This window comes from Acidovorax sp. FW305-C-20-28 (assembly GCF_058783375.1).
Genome location: NZ_JBYSYM010000034.1, coordinates 29,654 through 49,082 on the forward strand (window position 1 = coordinate 29,654; position 19,429 = coordinate 49,082).

Consider the following 19,429-nt stretch of genomic DNA (forward strand, 5'->3'; position numbering starts at 1 on the left):
AGCGGTTCAAGCACTTGGCGAGAGCCATCTTAGGAAGCAATCCATGGGCCGTAAATTGAATCGATTGAATGCCTTCAATAGTCAATATTTATCAAATCAGCAGATCGATTGCCACAAGACAAACACGGTCACCGGCCACGCGCCAATGGCAAACCCGGTGCGTCCATGCGCGCCCTCAGGATCTGGCCGTGCGTGGAGTCGGTCACGAACACCGTCTGCCCACCCTCGCCGCCAAAGGCCAGGTTGGTGGTGGAAGCACCCGCCGGCCCGCGCAGCACCAGCTCCGGCTCGGCCCGGTGGTTGAGCACCCAGACATAGCCCAGGCCCGGGTTGGCCACCAACAGCCGGCCTTTGGCGTCCACGGCCAGCCCGTCTGGCCCGCTCGGACCGTAGGAGGTGAAGAACTGCCCCACCTTGGCCACGCTGCCATCGGGCAGCAGCGGCACGCGCCACACGCAGTTGCCGCGCGTCACGGCCAGGTAGAGCACGCGCCCGTCGGGCGACAGGGCCACGCCGTTGGGGCTGGGCACATTGGCCAGCAGCAGGTCGAGCTGGCCGTTGGGGCGCAGGCGGTACAGGCGCCCGCTCGGGTCATGCAGGCCGCTCTGGCCCTGGTCGGTGAAGTAGAGGTTGCCTTCGGCATCGAACACCAGGTCGTTCACGCCCTTGAAGCGCTCGCTGTTGCGGCGCTCCAGGTAGGGGGTGACTTTGCCGCTCGCTACCTCCAGGCGCATGAGGCCGTTCTTGTAATCGGTGATGAGCAAGGTGCCGGCATCGAGGAACTTCATGCCGTTGGGCTCGCCGTCGTACTCGGCCACCAGGGTCCAGGCGCCCTCAGGGTCGATGCGCAGGATGCGGCCCCAGGGGATGTCGGTCACATAGAGGTTGCCGGCACCGTCGAACACCGGGCCTTCCAGGAAGGAGTCGGTGACGGCACCCGCGCGGTTGGCATCGGCCCAGGCGCTGCGCTCGGGCCGGCGCAGGGCATCGGGCATGGTGGTGAACAGTTCCAGGTCGCGAACCTGGGGGGCTTTCAGCAGAAACATGGGGTGGTGACTTTCATCGGTTCGGGTCTTCACGCTGGAGGAAATCCGTAGAGCTGCGCGGGGTTGTCCACCAGGATACGGTCCATCAGGGCCTCCGTACCGGCCCAGGCCTGCAACAGGTCCACCAGGTCGGCGTCGTTCACGGTGCCCGGCGCCTCGGTGGTGTGCGGCCAGTCGCTCCCCCAGACCAGGCGTTCGGGCGCGGCCTGCACCAGGGCGCGGCCCAGAGGCAGGGTGTCGGCATAGCTGGGGCCGCCTACCGTGGAGCGCATGTAGGCGCCTGAGAGCTTGACCCAGGTGTTACCGCGATCGAGCAGGCGTTGCAGTGTGCCCCAGGCCGGAGCCGATGGCCCCTCGGCCGGGTCGATCCGGCCCAGGTGGTCGATCACCAGCGGCACCGGCAAGGCCTGCAGCACGGGTTCCAGCGCCACGATCTGCTCCGGGTGCGCGAACACCTGGATGTGCCAGCCGCCGCAGTCCGCATGGCGCGCCACCTTGTGCGCCAGCGTGGTCAGCATCTCCGCCGTGGTCGTGCCCCAGGACTGCGGAGAAACGAAGTTCACGCGCAACCCGCGAACGCGCCGCGTTGCCATGCGGGCCAGTTCGGCGCCATCCACCGCTGCCTCAACCACCGCCACGCCGCGGGCTCTGTCGCCCAACTGGTCCAGCGCATCCAGCGTGCAGGCGTTGTCGGTGCCATAGGTCGATGGCGTGACCACCACGGTGCGCGTGGTGCCCAGCCGCTTCTGCAGTTGCCGGTAGGCGGCCACGGGCGCATGGGGCGGAGTGCGCGGCCAGTGCGGCGACGGCGCGAAGCCCGCATCGAAGATGTGCATGTGGCTGTCGCACGCCAGCGGCGGCAGCACGCGCGATGGCCGATGGGTGCCCACCGAATGCGGCACAGGTGCGAACATCAAGGCTCAGTCCAGTTTGATATTGCCCTTGCGCACCACCTCGCCCCACTTGGCATCTTCCTTCTTGAGGAAGGCGGCGAACTCGGCGGGCGTGGAGCCCACGGGCTGGGCGCCGATGTCGGCCAGGCGCTGCTTGACCTCGTCTTCCTTCATCACGTCCTGCACGGCCTGGCGCAGCCTGGCGGCAATGGGTTCGGGCGTTCCTGCGGGCAGGAACATGCCGTTCCACTCGTAGGCCTCGTAGCCGGGCACCACCGTCTCGGCCACGGTGGGCACATCGGGCAGGCGCCTGGAGCGCTCGGGCGCCGACACGGCCAGGGCGCGCAGCTTGCCGCCCGAGACATGGGGATAGGTGGCGGCCACGGTGCCGAACATGAAGTCCACCTGGCCAGCCATCACATCGGTAATGGCGGGGCCGCCGCTCTTGTAGGGCACGTGCACCATGTCCAGGTTGAGCTGCTGGCGCATCAGCTCTGCAGCCAGCCGCTGCACCGTGCCGCTGCCGCCCGAGGCGAAGTTGAGCTTGCCCGGCGTGGCCTTCGCCCGGGCGACCAGGTCGTTGATGCTCTTGAGCGGCGAGTCCGCCTTCACGATGAGCACGTTGGGCGCCAGCAGCACCAGCGACAGTGGCTGCAGCGCAGTCGCGGAGTACGGCATCTTGGGGAACAGGTGCGGGTTGATGGAGTATGGCGTGGCGTCGTACAGCATGGTGTAGCCGTCGGCCTGCGCCTTGGCGACGAAGCTCGCGCCGATGGTGCCACTGGCTCCGGCCTTGTTGTCCACGATGACGCTGGCGCCCAGCTTGGCGCCCAGGCGCGTGGCCAGCACGCGCGCCACTGCATCGGCCGCGCCGCCCGGCGCGTAGGGCACGACGATGGTGATGGGGCGATCGGGGTAGGCGGCGTGGGCCACGCCGGCGGCCAGGGCGCAGGCGGCGATCAGGGGTTTGAGAAAACGCAACATGTCATGTCTCCAGTCGATCATCAATCATTCGACTTTCAGGTCCAGGTCCTTGGCGATCTGGGTGTAGGTGGCGACTTCGCGCTCAACCTGCGTGGCAAAGGCCTTGCCGCAGGTGGAGTCCGCATCGAGCCCGAGGCCGCGCAGCTTCTCTGCCGCCGCGGCGCTCTTCGCAAACTCCGTCGCCACGCGCTCCAGCTTCTGGGCTACGGCGTCGGGCACGCTGGCGGGCGCCAGCACGCCATACCAGGCATCGGCCGAGTAGTTGCCGCCACCCGCCTCGGCAAAGGTGACCACATCGGGCAGCAGCGAAGAGCGCTTGGGCGATGCCACGGCCAGGGCCGTGAGCTTGCCACTGCGGATCTGCGGAAGCACCGAGCCCAGCGTGGCGAACGAGCTCTCGAGCTGACCGCCCATCAGGTCCGTCACCACCGGCGCGGCACCTTTGTAGGGCACGTGGTTGAGCTGCAGGCCATTGGCGCGTGCGAACACCTCGGTGGCGAAGTGCCCCGAGCTGCCCACGCCTGCGGTACCGGCCGTGATGCGACCCGGCTCCTTGCGCGCGCGGGCCATGTAGTCGGCCAGCGACTTCACCGGCAGCCCCGGCCCCACCGCCAGCACCGTGGGGCTGGTGGCCACCGTGCACAGCGGCTTGAACGACTTCACCGCGTCGAACTTGACCCGGTTGCTGTACAGCCCCGGGATCATCGTGTGGTTGGTGGCACCGAACAGCAGCGTGTAGCCGTCGGCTGGCGCGCTGGCCACGGCCTGGGCGGCCAGGATGGTGTTGGCACCAGGCTTGTTGTCGACGATGAAGGGCTGGCCCAGCGCCTGGCTGGCGTGGTCGGCAAAGGCGCGCGCCACCACGTCGGTGGGGCCGCCTGCGGCAAAACCCACGACCAGCTTCACGGGCTTGGCGGGGTAGGCGCCGGACTGCGCAAAGCAGGTGGCGGCTGCGGCAAGGGACAGCGCGGCGACCATGGCTGCAGACATGGTTGGTTTGAACATGCTCAGGAATCCTCTCTCATCATTCAATCGAGGCGGATGCCGCTGGTGCGCACCACCTGCGCCCACTTGACCGACTCGGCTTTCACAAAGGCCTGGAACTCGGCCGCGCTGGAGCCCACGCCCTGCACGCCCAGTTCGGCAAAGCGCTTTTTCATCTCGGGGCTGGCGACGATGGCACGGGTCTCGGCCTCCAGCCGCTGCAGCACAGGCTGCGGCGTGCCGGCGGGTGCGAACAGGCCGTTCCACTCATTGACCTGGAAGCCCGGCACGCCGGATTCGGCCACGGTGGGCACCTGCTCCCAGCCTTCGGTGCGCTGGGCCGAGGTGATGGCCAGCGCGCGCAGCTTGCCCCCTTTGACGAAGGGACCGCTGGCCGTGGTGGCGCTGAACATCACGTCGACCTGGCCGCCGATCAGGTCGGTGAGCGCCGGTGCGCCGCCGCGGTAGGGAATGTGGGTGAGCGAGATCTTCTCGCCCTGCTTGAACAACTCGCCCGCCAGGTGCTGCGCACCGCCGTTGCCAGCCGAGGCGTAGGTGAGCCGCCCCGGCGTGGCGCGCGCTGCCCGGGCGAGGTCGGCCACCGACTGCAGCGGCGACGACGCGGGTACCACCAGCAGCAGCGGCACCTGCAGGACGAGCGAGATGGGTGCGAAGTCCTTGGCCGCGTCGAAAGGCAGCTTGGCAAACAGGCTGGGGTTGACGGTGAAGGCCGTGGCATCGAGCAGCAGCGTGTAGCCATCGGCCGGCGCCTTGGCCACGGCCGCTGCGCCGATGGTGCCGCTGCCGCCGGGCCGGTTGTCCACCACCACCTGCTGGCCCAGCCGGTTCGACAGCTGGGTGGCCAGCAGGCGCGCCGTGTTGTCGGCATTGCCACCGGCCGGGTACGGCACGACGAGCTTGAGGGGCTTGTCGGGCCAGGAGCCCTGCGCCTGTGCGGGCAGCACTGCGGCCATGCAGGCCACGGCACATCCCATGGCGGCCAGCGCCTTTCCGATGCGGGCCGGTGCGAAACAGTTCTTTTGCATTGCGTTGTCTCCTGTGGGCAAGGCATGCAACGCTGGCATGCCCTGCGTTCGTTGGCTCACACGGTTGCTGCGGCGGTGCGTGCCAGCACGTCCAACACGTTCTTCGCTGCGCCCACGCCCATGTTCACGTAGGCATCGCTGGTCACGCCGCCGATGTGCGGCGAGAGGATGACATTCGCCTCGCCCTGGAAGGGGTGGCCCGCCACCATGGGTTCCACCGCGAAGCTGTCCAGGCCCGCGGCCATCACCTGACCGCTGCGCACGGCGGCCAGCAGCGCTGGCTCGTCGATCAGGCCTCCGCGTGCGGTGTTCACCACAACCACGCCGCGCTTGCACTGCGCCAGGGTGGCGGCGTTGAGCATGCCGCGGTTCTCCTCGGTCAGCGGGCAGTGCAGCGAGATCGCATCGGACTCGCGCCAGAGGGTCGCCAGGTCCACGCTCTCGATGTACGCCGGCAGGTTCTTCGCGAAGGGATCGAAGCCGATCACGCGCATGCCCAGCGCATCGGCCATCTTCGCAAAGCGCAGGCCGATGGCGCCCAGGCCGACCACACCCACGGTGCGACCGCAGAGCTCCAGGCTCTTGTGCGTGGCCTTGTCCCAGTGGCCGGCATGCATGCGTGCATCAAGCGCCACGACCGACTTGGCGCAGGCCAGTAGCAAGGCCAGGGCCTGCTCGGCCACCGCCGCGGCATTGGCGCCCACGGCGGCCACCACCTCGATGCCGCGCGCCTTGGCCGCCACCTTGTCGATGGTGTCCGTGCCGCTGCCATGCTTGGAGATGACCTTGAGCGAGGGCGCCGCATCCATCACGGCCGCGCCGACCTTGCCGTAGCGCACGATGATGGCCACAGGGTCGTGGGTGCGGCACAGGGCCACCAGGTCGTCCTCGGTGGGGGCCTTGCCGGCATAGACGATCTCGAAATCCTGGAGCAGCGCCAGGGCCTGGGCCGCCAGGTCGGCGCCGGTCACGATAAGGGTCGCGCGGCTCACAGCGACTCCCCTTCCTTGAGCACACCAGCGGCGCGCAGGGCGGCGGGCAGCCACTTCGATGCCGTATCGCCGCGGGCGATGGCCTCGATGCGCGCGGCCTCGTCGGCCACCTTCTTGTCGGCCAGGGCCATCATCGCGGGGGCCTTGGCGCGCTCGATCACCACCACGCCATCGGCATCGCCCACGACCAGGTCGCCCGGGTTCACCATGGTGCCGCCGGCCGAGATGGGGTGGTTGATGCGGCCCGGCACGTACTTGGTGGGGCCGGCGGGATTGAAGCCTGCGCTGAAGACCGGGAAGCCAAGCTCCAGCAGTTCCAGCTTGTCGCGGATCGCACCATCGACGATGACGCCGGCCAGGCCCAGCTTCTTGCAGGCGCTGAGCATCAGCGTGCCCATGAGCGCCGCCGTCTGGTCGCCCTTGCCGTCGATCACCAGCACATCGCCGGGCTTCGCGAGCGCAATGGCGGCGTGGATCATGAGGTTGTCGCCAGGGCGCACCTCGACCGTGAAGGCCGGGCCTGCGACCTGCATGGCCTGGTGCACCGGGACCACGCGACCATGCATGGTGCCGCGGCGGCCCGCCACGTCGGAGAGGATGGCGGCCTGGAAGGTGGCGGCCTTCTGCACGACCTCGGGGCTGACACGTTCGATGTCACGGATGATTTCAGGAAGCTGGCTCATGGTGCGGTCCTTGTTGGGTGTTGGTATGTGGAGAAAGAGGAATGCGGTGGCTTACTCGGCGGTGATGTTTCCGTCCTTGATAACCTTGGCCCACTTGGCGGAGTCGGCCTTCTGCAGGTCGCCGAGCTGGCGCGGCGTGCCGCCCACCAGGGTGACGCCGAGCTTGTCGGCCAGGGCGAGGACGGCGGGGTCCTTGAGCGCCTTGCCGATCTCTTCGTTCAGGCGCTGCACAACGGGGGCTGGGGTTTTGGCGGGCGCGAACACCGCCTGCCACTGCTCGACTACGAAGTCCTTGAGCCCGACTTCACCCATGGTGGGCACGGCGGGCAAGGCCTTGAGGCGCTGGGCCGAGGTGACGGCCAGCGCACGCAGCTTGCCGGACTGCACATGCGGTAGCGCGGCGGCGGCCGGCGCGAACATGAACTGCACCTGCTCGGCCAGCGTGTCCTGCAGCGCCGGGGTGTCGCCCTTGTAGGGCACATGGATGAAGCGCACGCCGCTTTGCTGCTGCAGCAGCTCGCCCTGCATTTGCAAAATGGTGCCGTTGCCGCCCGAGGCGAAGGCCAGCTTGCCCGGCTGGGCACGGGCCGCGGCCAGCAGCTCGGCCACCGACTGGAAGGGCTGTTTGGCACCCACCACCAGGATGTGCGGAATGGTGCCGATGGTGATCACGGGCTCGAAGCCCGCGATGGGGTCGTAGGGCAGCTTGCCCATGAGGTGCGGCGCGATGGCCTGCGGGCCGATGGAGGTGCCCAGCAGGGTGTAGCCATCGGGCGTGGCCTTGGCCACGAAGGCGGCGCCGATGGTGCCCGTGGCGCCGGCCTTGTTGTCCACGATGACATTGGTGCCCAGCGAGGCCGCCACGCGCAGCGCGATGTTGCGGCCGAGCACGTCGGTGCTGCCGCCCGGCGGATAGGGAACGACCCAGGTGATGAGCTTGCCGGCCGGCCATTCGCCCTGCGCGAAGGCCGGGCCACCGGCCAGCGACGCGGCCAGGGAGGCGAGCACGCTGCGGCGTGTGAAAGAACTAGGGTGCGACAGGGTCATGGCATGGGCCTCTCGGTATCAATGGAAGGAATCGGAAGTTCGTTCTGCGCGAAGCCGTAGAGCGCACGCGGGTTGTCCACCAGCACGCCGTGCAGGCTGGCTGCGCCCTGCCCTGCCCCATCGATCCATTGCGCCAGGCGGTCCACCTGCCGGGCATCGTCGGGCAGGGGCTGCACACCCGCGGTGGCAGTGGCGTGGGGCCAGTCGCTGCCCCAGAGCACGCGGTCGGGCGCACAGCGCAGGTAGCTGTGGGCGAGCGCGTCGAGGGTCGGGTCGTCCACCGTGCGCAGCGGGCTCACGATGTAGCCGCCGGAGAGCTTGACCCAGGCCCGGCCTTCGGCGAGCAGCTCCAGCAGCAATGCATGGGCGGGGTGCGTACCGGCCTGTGCGGGCGCGATGCGCCCGAAGTGGTCGAACACCAGGCCCACCGGCAGGCGGTGCAGCACGGGCGCCAGCGAGGCCAGCAGGTCAGGCGCCATCAGCAATTGCAGGTGCCAGCCCAGGGGCGCGATGCGCGCAGCCAGTGGCTCCAGCAGATCCGCCGTGCCCGAGACACCCAGCGACAGGTTCAGCCGCACACCGCGCACGCCCAGGGCGTGCAGGCGCTGCAGCTCGGCATCGCTCTCGCCACCATCGACCACCGCAACGCCCCGTGCCTGCGCACCGAGGGCAGCCAGCCCTTCGAGCAGGCAGCGGTTGTCGGTGCCATAGGTCGAGGGAGTGACCAGCACGGTGCGTATGGTGCCGATGCGCTGCTGCAATTGCCCATAGTCGTGGGCCGAGGCATCGGGCGGCAGCAGGCGGGCCCCCGGCGCGGCCGGGAAGCGGCTGTCGTACACATGCACATGGCAGTCGCAGGCACCGGCGGGTAAAGCCACCGTGGGCTTTTCGGTGCCGGCCGAGAACGGTACGGGCGTGACAAGGCAATCGCGGCGCATGGCGATGGTCCGGTGGGCGGGGGGATCAGCAGGCGGCCGGCGGGGTCAGTCCAGGCTCGCGCCCGAGTCCTTGACGATCTTTCCCCAGCGCGGCACTTCGGTGCGCAGCAGCTGGCTGAACTGCTCGGGCGTGCCGCCCATCACGTCGCCGCCTTCGCTGCGCAGCTTCTCGGCCACGTCGGGCTGCTGCAGGGCCAGGTTGATGGCCTTGTTGAGCTGGGCCACGATGGGTGCGGGCGTGCCGGCCGGCGCCAGGATCCCGAACCAGGTCACGGCGTCGAAGCCCTTGTAGCCCGACTCGGCCAGCGTGGGCACATCAGGCAGCTGGCTGGCGCGCTTGGCCGAGGTGATGGCGATGACCTTGAGCTTGCCGTTGCGCACCTGGCCCAGCAGCGTGGGCACGGAAGACATGTACAGATCGATCTGCCCGCCCACCAGGTCGGTCATGGCCTGGGCCGCGCCCTTGTAGGGAATGTGGCGCAGCTGGATGCCGGCAGCGTTCTCGGCCAGCTCGCCGGCCAGATGGGCCACCGTGCCGTTGCCCGAATAGCCCAGGGTGATGGTGTCGGACTTGCCCTTGGCAGCGGCCACCACGTCGGCGAAGGTCTTGAAGCGCGAGTTGACGGGCGCAGCCATCACGATGGGCGAAGACGACACCAGCGCCACGGGCACCAGGTCCTTGAGCGGGTCGTAGGGCAGCTTGGGGTAGAGCGTGGGGTTGATGGCCAGGTTGCTGGTCTGGCCCATGACCAGGGTGTAGCCGTCGGGCGCGGACTTGGCGGTGGCGTCCACGCCCAGGTTGCCGCCAGCGCCGGGCCGGTTGTCCACGATCACGTTCCACTTGTTCTGGTCGGTGAGCTTTTGCGCCACGGTGCGCGCGATCATGTCGGTGCCGCCGCCGGGCGGGAACGGCACGATGAGGCGGATCGGCTTGCTCGGGTAGGCGGCTTGCGCCAGCGCAGCCCCCGTGGGCACGGCTGCGGCAGCCAGGCCCAGGAAGGCGGCGCACAGAGAACGCGAAAGCGAAGGAAAGGCTGGCATGGGTTTGTCTCCGTTGTGGTGGTTCGTCACGCCGGCCTGCATGGCCCGGCGCCGTGGGTGCGACTTTACGCAGACGTTTCAACCCATACAATGCAGTTTCATTCCATGAAACACATTGCGCCATGAGCAACCCTTCCCCAACCCGCCCTCTTGCACCACCGGCACCCGACACGGCCAGCGAGGCCAGCGGCGGCGTCATCGCTGTCACCCGGGCCCTGCAGGTGCTGGAAGCATTCGCCCTGGGCGAGTCCAGTCTGCCCCTGGCGGAATTGAGCCGGCGCTGCGGCCTGCACAAGACCACGGTGCTGCGTCTGGCGCGCACGCTGGCGCAATCGGGCTTCATGGTGCAGCGCGAGGACGGTGAGTGGCGCCTGGGCCCGGCCGCGGGCTGGCTGGGCGCGCGCTACCAGGCGGGCTTCGACGTGCAGAACGTGCTGGAACCCGCACTGCGCGAGCTCACCCATGCCACGGGCGAAAGCGCCGCCTTCTATGTGCGCGAAGGCCAAGTGCGCACCTGCCTCGTGCGCGTGGAAGGACCGCAGGCGCTGCGCCACCATGCGCGCATGGGCGAGGGCCTGCCGCTGGACAAGGGCTCGCCGGGCCGCGTGATCCTGGCCTTCTCGGGCGAGCCGGGCAAGGCCTACGAGGAGATCCGCCAGAAAGGCTACCACTGGTCCATCGGCGAGCGCGAACAGGGCGTGGCCACCGTGTCGGCCCCGGTGTTCGGCATGCACTGGCGGCTCATGGGCTCGGTCTGCATCTCGGGCCCGGCCTCGCGCCTGCCAGCAGAAAAACTCGAAGCCCTCGCGCAGACCGTGATGGCCGCCGCCACGCAGCTGTCGTATGCGCTCGCGGGCAACACGGCGGCGCCTTCGCACAGCCCCGTCCGCGCCACGCACTGGCATCCCTGATACTGACGAGAGAAAACCCAAGGAGACCGACGTGACCCGCTACCCCTTCCCCTCGCTCGACAGCCTGCCCGAGGACATCCGCACCCGCATCCTCGAAGTGCAGGAAAAAGCCGGCTTCGTGCCCAATGTGTTCTTGGCCTTTGCGCGCCGCCCGGCCGAGTGGCGCGCCTTCTTCGCCTACCACGATGCGCTGATGCTCAAGGAGGAAGGCAGCCTGACCAAGGGCGAGCGCGAGATGATCGTGACTACCACCAGCGCGGCCAACCAGTGCCTGTACTGCGTGGTGGCGCACGGCGCGATCCTGCGCATCTACGAGAAGAAGTCATTGGTGGCCGACCAGGTGGCCGTGAACTACCGCAAGGCCGAGATCAGCCCGCGCCAGCGCGCCATGCTCGACTTTGCCATGAAGGTCTGCGAGCGCTCCCACGAGATCGAGGACGCCGACTTCACCGCCCTGCACGCGCACGGCTTCGATGACGAGGACATCTGGGACATCGCGGCCATCACCGCCTTCTTCGGGCTGAGCAACCGCATGGCCAGCTTTGCCGGCATGCAGCCCAACCCGGAGTTCTACCTCATGGGCCGCGTGCCCAAGGCCAAACCGGCCGCCTGAGGCACCCATGCAGCCGTCGTGCCTCCTGGCTGTCGGGCTGTACGTAGCCAGCGCCTTCATGGCCTGCGCCGCCGCCAGCGACTTTGCACCGGGCAGCGGCACGCTGGACGTACATCCCCTGCCGGTGCAGGTGCCAGGCGGCACGCTCTCGCCCCTGTCGAGCACCATGCCGCCCCTGCTGCTGCGCCGGGAAGACGGAGTCGGGCCTGTGTACTACCTGGCCGCAGGCCTGGGCGTGCCACGCTACGGCATTGCCGACCTGCCCGGCGCCGCGGCCTGGCGCGTGGTGCCCGATGCCGACTGCGCCAGCCTGGTTCCGGTGGCGCTCGACGAGGTCAAGCAAGCTTCCGTTCAGGTCGTCACGGTGCAGCAGAACCCCTTGCCCATGGCATGCGCCGCCGCTTTTGAAGGCACTTGCACCAGCCGTGACCAGCGGCTGCGCATCGGCACCGCCTTCCAGGGCACACGGCGCACGGCACGCTCCGGTGGCGGCTTCTTCGGCAACGAAGGAAAGATCACCACGACCTTCCACACCGGTGTGCGCACGCTGACCATCGAGCACCTGCCCTCCGGCCGCCAATGGCGCATGGACGAGGCACTGCAGGACTCCACCGCCTACAGCGCACCGCAGACGGCCATCCGCTACCTGCCGGAGTGGCAGCGGGTGCTGCTGCTCGGCGTCAGCACGGGACCCGAGGGCGCGCAGGGCCGCTGCATCGCATTGCCGCCAGGCTGATTTCAGGCCATGTCATCCTGCGGCTGGGTGGCAGCGATCAGCGCCGTCGCGGCCGCCACGGACATCGGCCGGGCATACAGGTAACCCTGCACCTCGTCGCAGCCATGGTCCTTGAGGAAGTCGCGCTGCTCGGCCGTCTCCACGCCTTCGGCGATCACTCGCAGTTTGAGGCTCTTGGCCATGGCGATGACAGCCGAGGCGATGGCCTCTGCCCCCTCGTTCCCGTGTTTGCCCAGGTCCAGCACGAAGGAGCGGTCGATCTTGAGCTTGCTCACCGGAAAACGGCGCAGGTAGCTCAGGCTGGAGTAGCCCGTGCCGAAGTCATCGATGGCGATCTGGATGCCCTTGCCCACCAGTTGGTGCAAGGTCTCCACGGCAGCATCCGTGTTGGCCATCAGCGTGCCTTCGGTCAGCTCCATCTCCAGCGCGCCGGCGGGCAGGTCGAACTCGGACAGGACACGGCCCACCTCGTGCAAAAAGTCGGGTGCCTGGAACTGCACGGCCGAGAGGTTCACGGCGATGGGCAGGGGCACCAGGCCCTCGCTGCGCCAGCGCGACCAGATGCGTGCCGCCTCGCGCAGCACCCAGTTGCCGATCTCCGCGATCATGCCCGAGGATTCGGCAATGGGGATGAAGCGCGCCGGGGACACCGGTCCGCGTGTGCGGTGCGTCCAGCGCAGCAGGGCCTCCATGCCCACGGGCAGGCCCTGTGCCAGGGTGAACTGGGGCTGCAGGTGCAGCTCGAGCTCGCCGACGTCGATGGCCTGGCGCAGGTCCACGGCCAGCAGCATGTCATCGTAGGCCGAGGCGTTCATCTCGGGCGCATACAGGCGCCAGGTGTTGCGCCCGTGCGCCTTGGCGATGCGCATCGCGGCTTCGACGTTGTGCAGCAGGTCCTCGGCATTCTGCGCATGCTCGGGGTAGCTCGCGATGCCGATGCTGGCCGTGGGCGACACCGGGTGCTCCTGAGGCCCCAGGCGGATGGGCGGGGCCAGCAGCGCACGCACCTGGCTGATCAGCAGGGCATGGGTGACGGGGTTGCCTGCGAGCACGAGCATGAATTCATCGCCGCCATAGCGGTACAGGCCCTTGAGGTCGGAACACAGCCCCTGCAGCCGCTCGGCCACCTGGACCAGCAGCGCATCCCCCTGCGCATAGCCGAACGATTCGTTGATGCCCTTGAAGCGGTCCAGGTTGACCAGGGCCAACGACAGGCTGTGGTGCCCCGGCGCAGCCTGGGCCTGCACCGCCGCAAGGTACTGCGGCAGGTCCTGCTCCAGCCGGGCCCGGTTGGGCAGCCCGGTGACCGGGTCATGGATGGCCAGGTACTCGGCCTGGCTCTCGGCCTGCTTGAGGCGGGTCAGGTCGGTGAAGAAGTCCACATGCTGCTCCACCTGGCCATCGGCGCCGCGGTGCGCGCAGACGAGCAGGCGGGCCGGGAACACCGTGCCGTCCTTGCGGCGGATGTGCACCTCCCCCTCCCAGAAGTCTTCTGTCTGGAGGATGGCACGCGCGCGCTCGACCACGACGGGGTCCAGGCCCGCATTGAGCACCACGGTGGGCTGGCCCTGCAGGTCGGCGAGCGTGTAGCCGGTGATCTTCGTCAGATGGGGGTTGATGGAGACGATGCGCTTGTCGCGGTCGCCGACCACGATGGCCGCGGCCGAGCGCTCGAAGAAGCTCGCGGCCACGCGCAGCTGCATGTCCACCTGGGCCTGGCGCGTGACGTCGCGGCCTATGCCCACGAAATAGCGCTTGCCGTCCGACTCGAAACAACCCACGCTGCCTTCGAGCAGAAAGGTGCTGCCATCGGCCCGCAGCCGCGGGATGCGGATGTGCTTGGACTCCCCCGGCTCCATGGCGTCCAGCAGCGCCGCCTGCTCCGCCGCATGGGCCGGTGGCCGCATGCGCTGCGCGCCCATGCCGATGAGCTGCTCGCGCGGGTAGCCGTACACGTCGGCCGCCGCCTGGCTCACGTCCAGGATGGTGCCCTCATGGTCGGTCAGCAGAAAGATGTCGGCCGAGCCGCGCAGCATGTGCTCGTAGTGCCGGCGCAGCCCCGCCTCCCGGGCCGCATGGCGGTGGTGGTCGCCGCGCCGCCACGTCGCATAGAGCAGCGAGCCCAGCAGCAACAGTGCAAGGACCCCCGCGACCAACACATGGGTGCGGTCCTCGATGGCCGCGTAGACCGCCTTCTCGGGCATCTGGCTCACCACCGTCCATCCGGGCAGCAGAATCGCTTCGCGCCGGGCCAGCACCAGGGCCCCGTCCCGGTTGGGCCCCTGCGCCTGAGAAGGCGCACCGGCAGCGGTGAGCAGGCTTTCGACGGACTCCCGGGCCTGGCGCGGGCGTGCGGCCAGGGGCCGCGCGCCGCTTGCCGGGGACAGAAACTGCAGGCCCTGCGCACCGCGGCGCACCAGGAGGGTCTCGCCCCCCCAGTTCGCAGGGCGGGCCTTGGTCAGCGAATCCACCAGCCATCGGGGATCCATCTCCAGGTACAGCGCAAGGCCGGTCTGCTGGACGCCATCGGTGATGTTGCGCACCAGGCCCAGGCGCAGGCCGGTGTCGCTGCCCTCGCCCAGTTCGATCCACTGCGCCCGGCTGCCCGCATCCGTGCGCGCCAGCAGTCCGGTCTGCCCGGCATCGAGAGCGGCCCCGCTGCTGAAGGCGACCGCCCCGGACTGGCGGTCGATGATGGCCACCGTCCGGTAGGCATAGAGGTGCTGCATGCGTTCGACATGCCTGAGCAGCAGGGCCTCGGCATCCGCATGCCCCGCCCCGGCATGCCGCCAGTGCCCGAGCGCCTGTACCAGCAGGGCGCTGGTGCCGATGGCATCCGCGTCGGCGCTGCGCTCGGCCAGCCAGGTATCGAGCGAGTGGGCCGAGAGCTCGGACGTCACGCGCAGGGACTCCCACGCAGACTGCTCGGCAGACCGCTTGGCCTGCAGGTGCAGCGCCAGCCCGAGCGCGATGACGCCCGCGACAAAGGCGGCAAAGACCAGGGGCACCAGCCAGCGGGCCCGCCACGGCGCCGGCGCGGTGTCTGGTGCACCCGCCAGCGCCCCGCCGGACAAGGAAGCTTTGTCAGTTGCCATGGCCAACACCCCCTGTTGCAGCGCGGCAGATGGGCCAGGGATTCACCCGCCGCGCATGTTCTGATCGCGCGCGGCTTCGTTGGCCGCGCGCACTGTGCCTGCCAGGTCCATTTAGTCGGATTCGCACCGGGGTGTCAACGGCAAGACCCCTGGAGTGAAGCCCCCCCTGAGTCGCTTCGCGCCTCGGTGCCACTGCCAGAGGCAGTGGCTCTTCGGGCACGTCCAAGCCTGCGCAGGTAGGCTTGGAGCCGCGGCCCTCAGCCCCTCTCTCGCATTGCTGCGCAATGCGGGAGGGGGACGCTCCCAGTGCACGCAAGCGAAGCGCCGCCTACGCGGCTTGGCGGCCCTTGCACGGGAGCACTGGCTCGGGCCGCGCCAGTTGCATGCGATGGGGATGGCGTACGGCGCCATGGACAACTGAAGTGCGGGCCTCAGCCCGAAACGATGGCCAGCATCCACTCCGGCAGGGCCACGGCCTTCTTCTGGGGGAAATCGACCCAGATCGTGGTGGCCCCTCCGGCTGCGCAGATGACGCCCGGCTGGTCCACCCGCTCCATGGTGCCCCAGGTCTCGAAGGTGGTGCGCCCCGGGTCGCTCACGTAGAACTTGAGCAGCACATCGGCCGGGTACTCGAGTTGCTGGTAGAAGTTGCAGAACGCATTGACGATGACCGGCCCCTGGCCCGAGGGATCGGGGTTGCAGCCCACCGACACCATCCAGTCGATGCGTGCCGTCTCCAGGTAGCGGAAGTACACCGTGTTGTTCACGTGGCCCATGGCGTCCATGTCGCCCCAGCGCACGGGAAAGCGCATTTCGTGCACCAGCTTCTTCTTGTCGGGGATTTCAATCTTCATCGGTGTGCCTTGATGGAAGCGAGGATGCCCAATGTAAACAACACGGCGGCAGCCCATTGCGCCGGGGTGGGCCAGCGGCCATCCCAGGCGAAGGAATAGACGAGCGCGAACAGGGTTTCGCTCACGATGAGCTGTCCGCACAGGCTGGCGGACAGGCGCTGGCTGGCGATGTTCCACAGGATGGTGGCCAGCCAGCTCGCACCGAAGCCGAGCGCCAGGCACACGGCCACGAAGGTGCCGAACCCCGGCTGTGCGGCCAGGGCGGGCAGGCTGGTGCCGCCCGCCAGCCACAGCAGCAGGCCGCCCAGGCCCGTGGCCACGCCCAGCCAGTTGGCCCAATCGGTGGCGCGCACCTCGGGGTGGCGCTTGAGCCAGGCCGAGTTGAGGATGGCAAACGCCGTCCAGAACACCAGCGCCACCAGGGCGATGGCAATGCCGCGCCAGTAGCTGCCGGCACCGGGTGCGGCGCCATCGCCGTGCGGTGCCTGGGCCATCAGCACCAGGCCGGCCACCGTGAGCACCAGCCCTGGCACCAGGGCCGCCCAGCGCAGGCCCTGCGGCTTGCCCAGCAGCATGACCCAGACCGGGATGGTGCCGATGATCAGCGCCGGCATCTCGGCCCCGGCATCGCGGATGGCCCAGACCAGCAGCAGGTAGTAGCCCGTGAAGCCCAGCACCGAGAGCCACAGCGCGGCCCAGGCCTGGGCCCAGGTGGGGCGGCGCGCAGCGCCGCGCAACCCCCACAGCAGCATGGAGAGGGCCACGGCGCCATAGGCCACGAAGCGGCCTGCAGTCAGGTCCACCGAAGCGAATCCGCCCGCCATGTGCGGCGCAACGAACACCAGGCCCCAGAGCGCGCCCGCGGCGAGCCCGGCCAGAATGCCGGTCAGCATCGGGGCGTCAGCCGGCGCTCAGACCGCAAAACCATCGTCCGCCGCGATCACGGCACCGTTGATGAAATGGCTCTGGTCGCTGGCCAGCATGACGATCAGCGCGTCCAGGTTCTCGGGCGCGCCCACGCGCTTGCGCGGCAGCATGTCGATGAGCTTCTTGCCCTGTTCGGTCTGCCAGTGGCGGTGGTTGATCTCGGTGTCGATGTAGCCCGGGCAGATGGCATTGGTGTTGATGCCGAACCTGCCCCACTCCATGGCCATCGCCTTGGTCATCTGCACCACGGCGGCCTTGCTCATGCAGTAGGCGCCGATCTGGGGCAGCACCTTGAGGCCGGCCATCGAGGCGATGTTGATGATGCGCCCGCCCGTGAAGCTGCCCGGCGCCGCGCCGCGCGAACGGGCCAGCATGCGCTTGCCGACCTCCTGGGCCACGAAGAAGGCGCCCTTGACGTTGGTGTCGAAGATGAAGTCGTAGTCCTCGGGCGTCACGTCCTGCAGACGCTGCGTGGTGCTCACGCCCGAGTTGTTGACCAGGATGTCGATGGAGCCCATCTCGGTCTCGGCATGGGCCACGGCGGACTTGATGGAAGCGTGGTCGGTCACATCGAGCTCGATCACGTGGGCGTCGCCGCCCTCGCCTTCGATGCGGGCACGCAGCTCCTTGAGCTTCTCGATGCGGCGGCTGGCCAGCACCACCCCGGCCCCGGCGCGCGCCAGCGTGCGCGCGAACTGCGCCCCCAGCCCGCTGGAGGCGCCGGTGATGAAGGCCACCCGGCCGGAAAGATCGATGCTGTATGCCATTTAGAGAGCCTCCACTGCAGAAAAAAGAACGATCGTTCGATTATTTAAAATAGGGCAATACAATCAGTCTCCAGGCAGACAGAATCCTTGCCTCGCTCCGACGACAATTGACACGATATCAAACGCCCGACGAAACACCCATGACGAACGAAGAAATCCTCGCCCAGTATGGTCCCCGTGAAGCAATGGAATACGACGTGGTCGTCGTGGGCGGTGGCCCCGGCGGCATGGCCACCGCGATCCGGCTCAAGCAATTGGCGGCAGAAAAAGGCCAGGACATCTCGGTCGTGGTGCTCGAAAAAGGCTCCGAGCCTGGCGCGCACATCCTGTCGGGCGCCATCATGGACCCCAAGGCCCTCACGGAGCTGATCCCCGACTGGAAGGCCAAGGGCGCGCCGCTGAACCAGCCCGTGACCGATGACGCGATGATCTTCCTGGGCGAGAAGTCGTCCTTCCGCGTGCCCAACGTCTTTCTGCCGCACAACTTCCAGAACCACGGCAACTACGTGGTGCGCCTGGGCAATGTGGTCAAGTGGCTGGGCGAGCAGGCCGAAGCCCTGGGCGTGGAGATCTTCCCCGGCTTTTCGGCCGCCGAAGTGCTCTACAACGAGAACGGCTCCGTCAAGGGCGTGGCCACCGGCAACATGGGCATCAGCAAGGAAGGCGAGCCCACGGGCGACTTCCAGCTGGGCATGGAACTGCATGCCAAGTACACCATCTTCGCCGAAGGCTCGCGCGGCCACCTGGGCAAGCAGCTGATCTCGCGCTTCAAGCTCGACGCGCATTCCGACCCGCAAAGCTACGCCATCGGCATCAAGGAGCTGTGGGAGATCGACCCGCAGCGCCACCAGCCCGGCTTCGTGATGCACACCGCCGGCTGGCCCATGGAGAACGACACCTACGGTGGCGCCTTCCTGTACCACCTGGACGACAACAAGGTGACCCTGGGCTTCATCACCGGCCTGGGCTATTCCAACCCCTACTTGAGCCCGTTCGAGGAATTCCAGCGCTGGAAGACCCATGCCAACATCCGCTGGTACCTGGAGGGCGACGAGTCCAAGGGCATCAAGCCGGCCAAGCGCATCAGCTACGGCGCGCGCGCCATCACGGCCGGCGGCCTGCTGAGCCTGCCCAAGACCATCTTCCCGGGCGGCGCGCTGATCGGCTGCGACGCGGGCTACCTCAACGTGGGGCGCATCAAGGGCAGCCACGCCGCCATCAAGTCCGGCATGCTGGCCGCCGAGGCCGCCTACGACGCCGTGGTGGCCGGGCGCCAGCACGATGAGCTCAGCGCCTACCCCGAGGCCTTCGAGAAGAGCTGGCTGCACACCGAGCTCAACAAGGACCGCAACTTCAAGAACTGGTTCAAGAAGGGCCTGGTCACCGCCACCATCATGAACGGCATCGAGCAGTTCGTGCTCAAGGGCAACATCCCCTGGACCTTGCACCGCGACAAGCCCGACCACGTGCACTTGAAGCCCGCTTCCGAGTGCAAGCCCATCATCTACCCCAAGCCCGATGGCAAGCTGACCTTCGACCGCCTGTCCAGTGTGTTCATCAGCAACACCAACCACGCCGAGAACCAGCCGGCCCACCTGACGCTCAAGGATGCGAGCGTGCCGGTGAACATCAACCTGGCCAAGTACGCCGGCCCCGAGGCGCGCTACTGCCCGGCCGGTGTGTACGAGTTCGTGCCCGACGTGGCCAAGGGCGGCGACAGCCAGCGCCTGCAGATCAACGCGCAGAACTGCGTGCACTGCAAGACCTGCGACATCAAGGACCCGACACAGAACATCGTCTGGGTGACGCCCGAAGGCGGCGGCGGCCCGAACTACTCGGGCATGTGATCCAAGACAAAGGGCCTGCGATGCA

General features: G+C 68.3%; 18 protein-coding genes. 4 read left to right on the forward strand and 14 right to left on the reverse strand.

Annotated elements, in window-relative coordinates:
* Nucleotides 1–128: 128 nt before the first annotated feature.
* The 10 genes from AC3WOH_RS28660 to AC3WOH_RS28705 all read right to left on the reverse strand — a co-directional run bounded on the left by AC3WOH_RS28660 (nucleotide 129) and on the right by AC3WOH_RS28705 (nucleotide 9,654).
* Nucleotides 129–1,046 carry an SMP-30/gluconolactonase/LRE family protein gene (locus AC3WOH_RS28660; RefSeq protein ID WP_492232702.1) on the reverse strand — a complete coding sequence of 306 codons (918 nt, stop codon included), beginning with the start codon at nucleotides 1,044–1,046 and terminating at the stop codon, nucleotides 129–131.
* Nucleotides 1,047–1,075: 29 nt separating this feature from the next.
* Nucleotides 1,076–1,960: an amidohydrolase family protein gene (locus AC3WOH_RS28665; protein ID WP_492232736.1), complete on the reverse strand. Its 885-nt coding sequence runs from the start codon at nucleotides 1,958–1,960 to the stop codon at nucleotides 1,076–1,078.
* Nucleotides 1,961–1,966: 6 nt separating this feature from the next.
* On the reverse strand, nucleotides 1,967–2,923 hold the full coding sequence (locus AC3WOH_RS28670; RefSeq protein WP_492232703.1) for a tripartite tricarboxylate transporter substrate binding protein: 957 nt from the start codon (nucleotides 2,921–2,923) through the stop codon (nucleotides 1,967–1,969).
* 24 nt (nucleotides 2,924–2,947) lie between these two features.
* Nucleotides 2,948–3,928, reverse strand: a complete 981-nt coding sequence (locus AC3WOH_RS28675) for a Bug family tripartite tricarboxylate transporter substrate binding protein (protein ID WP_492232704.1) — start codon at nucleotides 3,926–3,928, stop codon at nucleotides 2,948–2,950.
* A 23-nt stretch (nucleotides 3,929–3,951) separates the two neighbouring features.
* The gene (locus AC3WOH_RS28680) at nucleotides 3,952–4,902 is read right to left on the reverse strand and encodes a tripartite tricarboxylate transporter substrate binding protein (RefSeq protein WP_492232737.1); all 951 of its coding nucleotides are present in this window, start codon (nucleotides 4,900–4,902) and stop codon (nucleotides 3,952–3,954) included.
* Nucleotides 4,903–5,009: 107 nt separating this feature from the next.
* Nucleotides 5,010–5,945: an NAD(P)-dependent oxidoreductase gene (locus AC3WOH_RS28685; RefSeq protein ID WP_492232705.1), complete on the reverse strand. Its 936-nt coding sequence runs from the start codon at nucleotides 5,943–5,945 to the stop codon at nucleotides 5,010–5,012.
* A complete protein-coding gene (locus AC3WOH_RS28690) occupies nucleotides 5,942–6,628 on the reverse strand; it encodes an RraA family protein (protein ID WP_492232706.1) in 687 nt (228 codons plus the stop codon). The genes AC3WOH_RS28685 and AC3WOH_RS28690 overlap by 4 nt, the downstream gene beginning before the upstream one ends.
* A 51-nt stretch (nucleotides 6,629–6,679) precedes the next feature.
* Nucleotides 6,680–7,675 (reverse strand): Bug family tripartite tricarboxylate transporter substrate binding protein, encoded by a 996-nt coding sequence (locus AC3WOH_RS28695; protein ID WP_492232707.1) that lies wholly within the window; start codon nucleotides 7,673–7,675, stop codon nucleotides 6,680–6,682.
* A complete protein-coding gene (locus AC3WOH_RS28700) occupies nucleotides 7,672–8,613 on the reverse strand; it encodes an amidohydrolase family protein (protein WP_492232708.1) in 942 nt (313 codons plus the stop codon). The genes AC3WOH_RS28695 and AC3WOH_RS28700 overlap by 4 nt, the downstream gene beginning before the upstream one ends.
* A gap of 45 nt (nucleotides 8,614–8,658) precedes the next feature.
* A complete protein-coding gene (locus AC3WOH_RS28705; protein WP_492232709.1) occupies nucleotides 8,659–9,654 on the reverse strand; it encodes a Bug family tripartite tricarboxylate transporter substrate binding protein in 996 nt (331 codons plus the stop codon).
* 122 nt (nucleotides 9,655–9,776) lie between these two features.
* On the opposite strand from AC3WOH_RS28705, the gene AC3WOH_RS28710 reads away from it, so the two are divergent.
* From AC3WOH_RS28710 to AC3WOH_RS28720, 3 genes are read left to right on the forward strand one after another with little or no spacing between them, the layout of a single operon-like run.
* A complete protein-coding gene (locus AC3WOH_RS28710) occupies nucleotides 9,777–10,565 on the forward strand; it encodes an IclR family transcriptional regulator (protein WP_492232710.1) in 789 nt (262 codons plus the stop codon).
* Between the two features lie 31 nt (nucleotides 10,566–10,596).
* Nucleotides 10,597–11,178 (forward strand): peroxidase-related enzyme, encoded by a 582-nt coding sequence (locus AC3WOH_RS28715; protein WP_492232711.1) that lies wholly within the window; start codon nucleotides 10,597–10,599, stop codon nucleotides 11,176–11,178.
* Between the two features lie 7 nt (nucleotides 11,179–11,185).
* Nucleotides 11,186–11,914 (forward strand): hypothetical protein, encoded by a 729-nt coding sequence (locus AC3WOH_RS28720; protein WP_492232712.1) that lies wholly within the window; start codon nucleotides 11,186–11,188, stop codon nucleotides 11,912–11,914.
* Between the two features lie 2 nt (nucleotides 11,915–11,916).
* Here AC3WOH_RS28720 and AC3WOH_RS28725 read toward each other — a convergent pair whose 3' ends face one another.
* The 4 genes from AC3WOH_RS28725 to AC3WOH_RS28740 form a co-directional block, all read right to left on the reverse strand.
* Nucleotides 11,917–15,009 (reverse strand): bifunctional diguanylate cyclase/phosphodiesterase, encoded by a 3,093-nt coding sequence (locus tag AC3WOH_RS28725; protein ID WP_492232713.1) that lies wholly within the window; start codon nucleotides 15,007–15,009, stop codon nucleotides 11,917–11,919.
* 431 nt (nucleotides 15,010–15,440) lie between these two features.
* The gene (locus AC3WOH_RS28730; protein ID WP_492232714.1) at nucleotides 15,441–15,863 is read right to left on the reverse strand and encodes an acyl-CoA thioesterase; all 423 of its coding nucleotides are present in this window, start codon (nucleotides 15,861–15,863) and stop codon (nucleotides 15,441–15,443) included.
* The gene (locus tag AC3WOH_RS28735) at nucleotides 15,860–16,756 is read right to left on the reverse strand and encodes a DMT family transporter (protein ID WP_492232715.1); all 897 of its coding nucleotides are present in this window, start codon (nucleotides 16,754–16,756) and stop codon (nucleotides 15,860–15,862) included. The genes AC3WOH_RS28730 and AC3WOH_RS28735 overlap by 4 nt, the downstream gene beginning before the upstream one ends.
* A gap of 18 nt (nucleotides 16,757–16,774) precedes the next feature.
* Nucleotides 16,775–17,557 carry an SDR family oxidoreductase gene (locus tag AC3WOH_RS28740; protein ID WP_492232716.1) on the reverse strand — a complete coding sequence of 261 codons (783 nt, stop codon included), beginning with the start codon at nucleotides 17,555–17,557 and terminating at the stop codon, nucleotides 16,775–16,777.
* Nucleotides 17,558–17,697: 140 nt separating this feature from the next.
* On the opposite strand from AC3WOH_RS28740, the gene AC3WOH_RS28745 reads away from it, so the two are divergent.
* The gene (locus AC3WOH_RS28745; RefSeq protein WP_492232717.1) at nucleotides 17,698–19,404 is read left to right on the forward strand and encodes an electron transfer flavoprotein-ubiquinone oxidoreductase; all 1,707 of its coding nucleotides are present in this window, start codon (nucleotides 17,698–17,700) and stop codon (nucleotides 19,402–19,404) included.
* Nucleotides 19,405–19,429: the final 25 nt, after the last annotated feature.

Bases quoted from the DNA above. Each gene is read 5' to 3' on its own strand.
- AC3WOH_RS28660 (WP_492232702.1), bottom strand. From the start codon at position 1,046: ATGTTTCTGCTGAAAGCCCCCCAGGTTCGCGACCTGGAACTGTTCACC.
- AC3WOH_RS28665 (WP_492232736.1), bottom strand. From the start codon at position 1,960: ATGTTCGCACCTGTGCCGCATTCGGTGGGCACCCATCGGCCATCGCGC.
- AC3WOH_RS28670 (WP_492232703.1), bottom strand. From the start codon at position 2,923: ATGTTGCGTTTTCTCAAACCCCTGATCGCCGCCTGCGCCCTGGCCGCC.
- AC3WOH_RS28675 (WP_492232704.1), bottom strand. From the start codon at position 3,928: ATGTTCAAACCAACCATGTCTGCAGCCATGGTCGCCGCGCTGTCCCTT.
- AC3WOH_RS28680 (WP_492232737.1), bottom strand. From the start codon at position 4,902: ATGGGATGTGCCGTGGCCTGCATGGCCGCAGTGCTGCCCGCACAGGCG.
- AC3WOH_RS28690 (WP_492232706.1), bottom strand. From the start codon at position 6,628: ATGAGCCAGCTTCCTGAAATCATCCGTGACATCGAACGTGTCAGCCCC.
- AC3WOH_RS28695 (WP_492232707.1), bottom strand. From the start codon at position 7,675: ATGACCCTGTCGCACCCTAGTTCTTTCACACGCCGCAGCGTGCTCGCC.
- AC3WOH_RS28700 (WP_492232708.1), bottom strand. From the start codon at position 8,613: ATGCGCCGCGATTGCCTTGTCACGCCCGTACCGTTCTCGGCCGGCACC.
- AC3WOH_RS28705 (WP_492232709.1), bottom strand. From the start codon at position 9,654: ATGCCAGCCTTTCCTTCGCTTTCGCGTTCTCTGTGCGCCGCCTTCCTG.
- AC3WOH_RS28710 (WP_492232710.1), top strand. From the start codon at position 9,777: ATGAGCAACCCTTCCCCAACCCGCCCTCTTGCACCACCGGCACCCGAC.
- AC3WOH_RS28720 (WP_492232712.1), top strand. From the start codon at position 11,186: ATGCAGCCGTCGTGCCTCCTGGCTGTCGGGCTGTACGTAGCCAGCGCC.
- AC3WOH_RS28725 (WP_492232713.1), bottom strand. From the start codon at position 15,009: ATGGCAACTGACAAAGCTTCCTTGTCCGGCGGGGCGCTGGCGGGTGCA.
- AC3WOH_RS28730 (WP_492232714.1), bottom strand. From the start codon at position 15,863: ATGAAGATTGAAATCCCCGACAAGAAGAAGCTGGTGCACGAAATGCGC.
- AC3WOH_RS28735 (WP_492232715.1), bottom strand. From the start codon at position 16,756: ATGCTGACCGGCATTCTGGCCGGGCTCGCCGCGGGCGCGCTCTGGGGC.
- AC3WOH_RS28740 (WP_492232716.1), bottom strand. From the start codon at position 17,557: ATGGCATACAGCATCGATCTTTCCGGCCGGGTGGCCTTCATCACCGGC.
- AC3WOH_RS28745 (WP_492232717.1), top strand. From the start codon at position 17,698: ATGACGAACGAAGAAATCCTCGCCCAGTATGGTCCCCGTGAAGCAATG.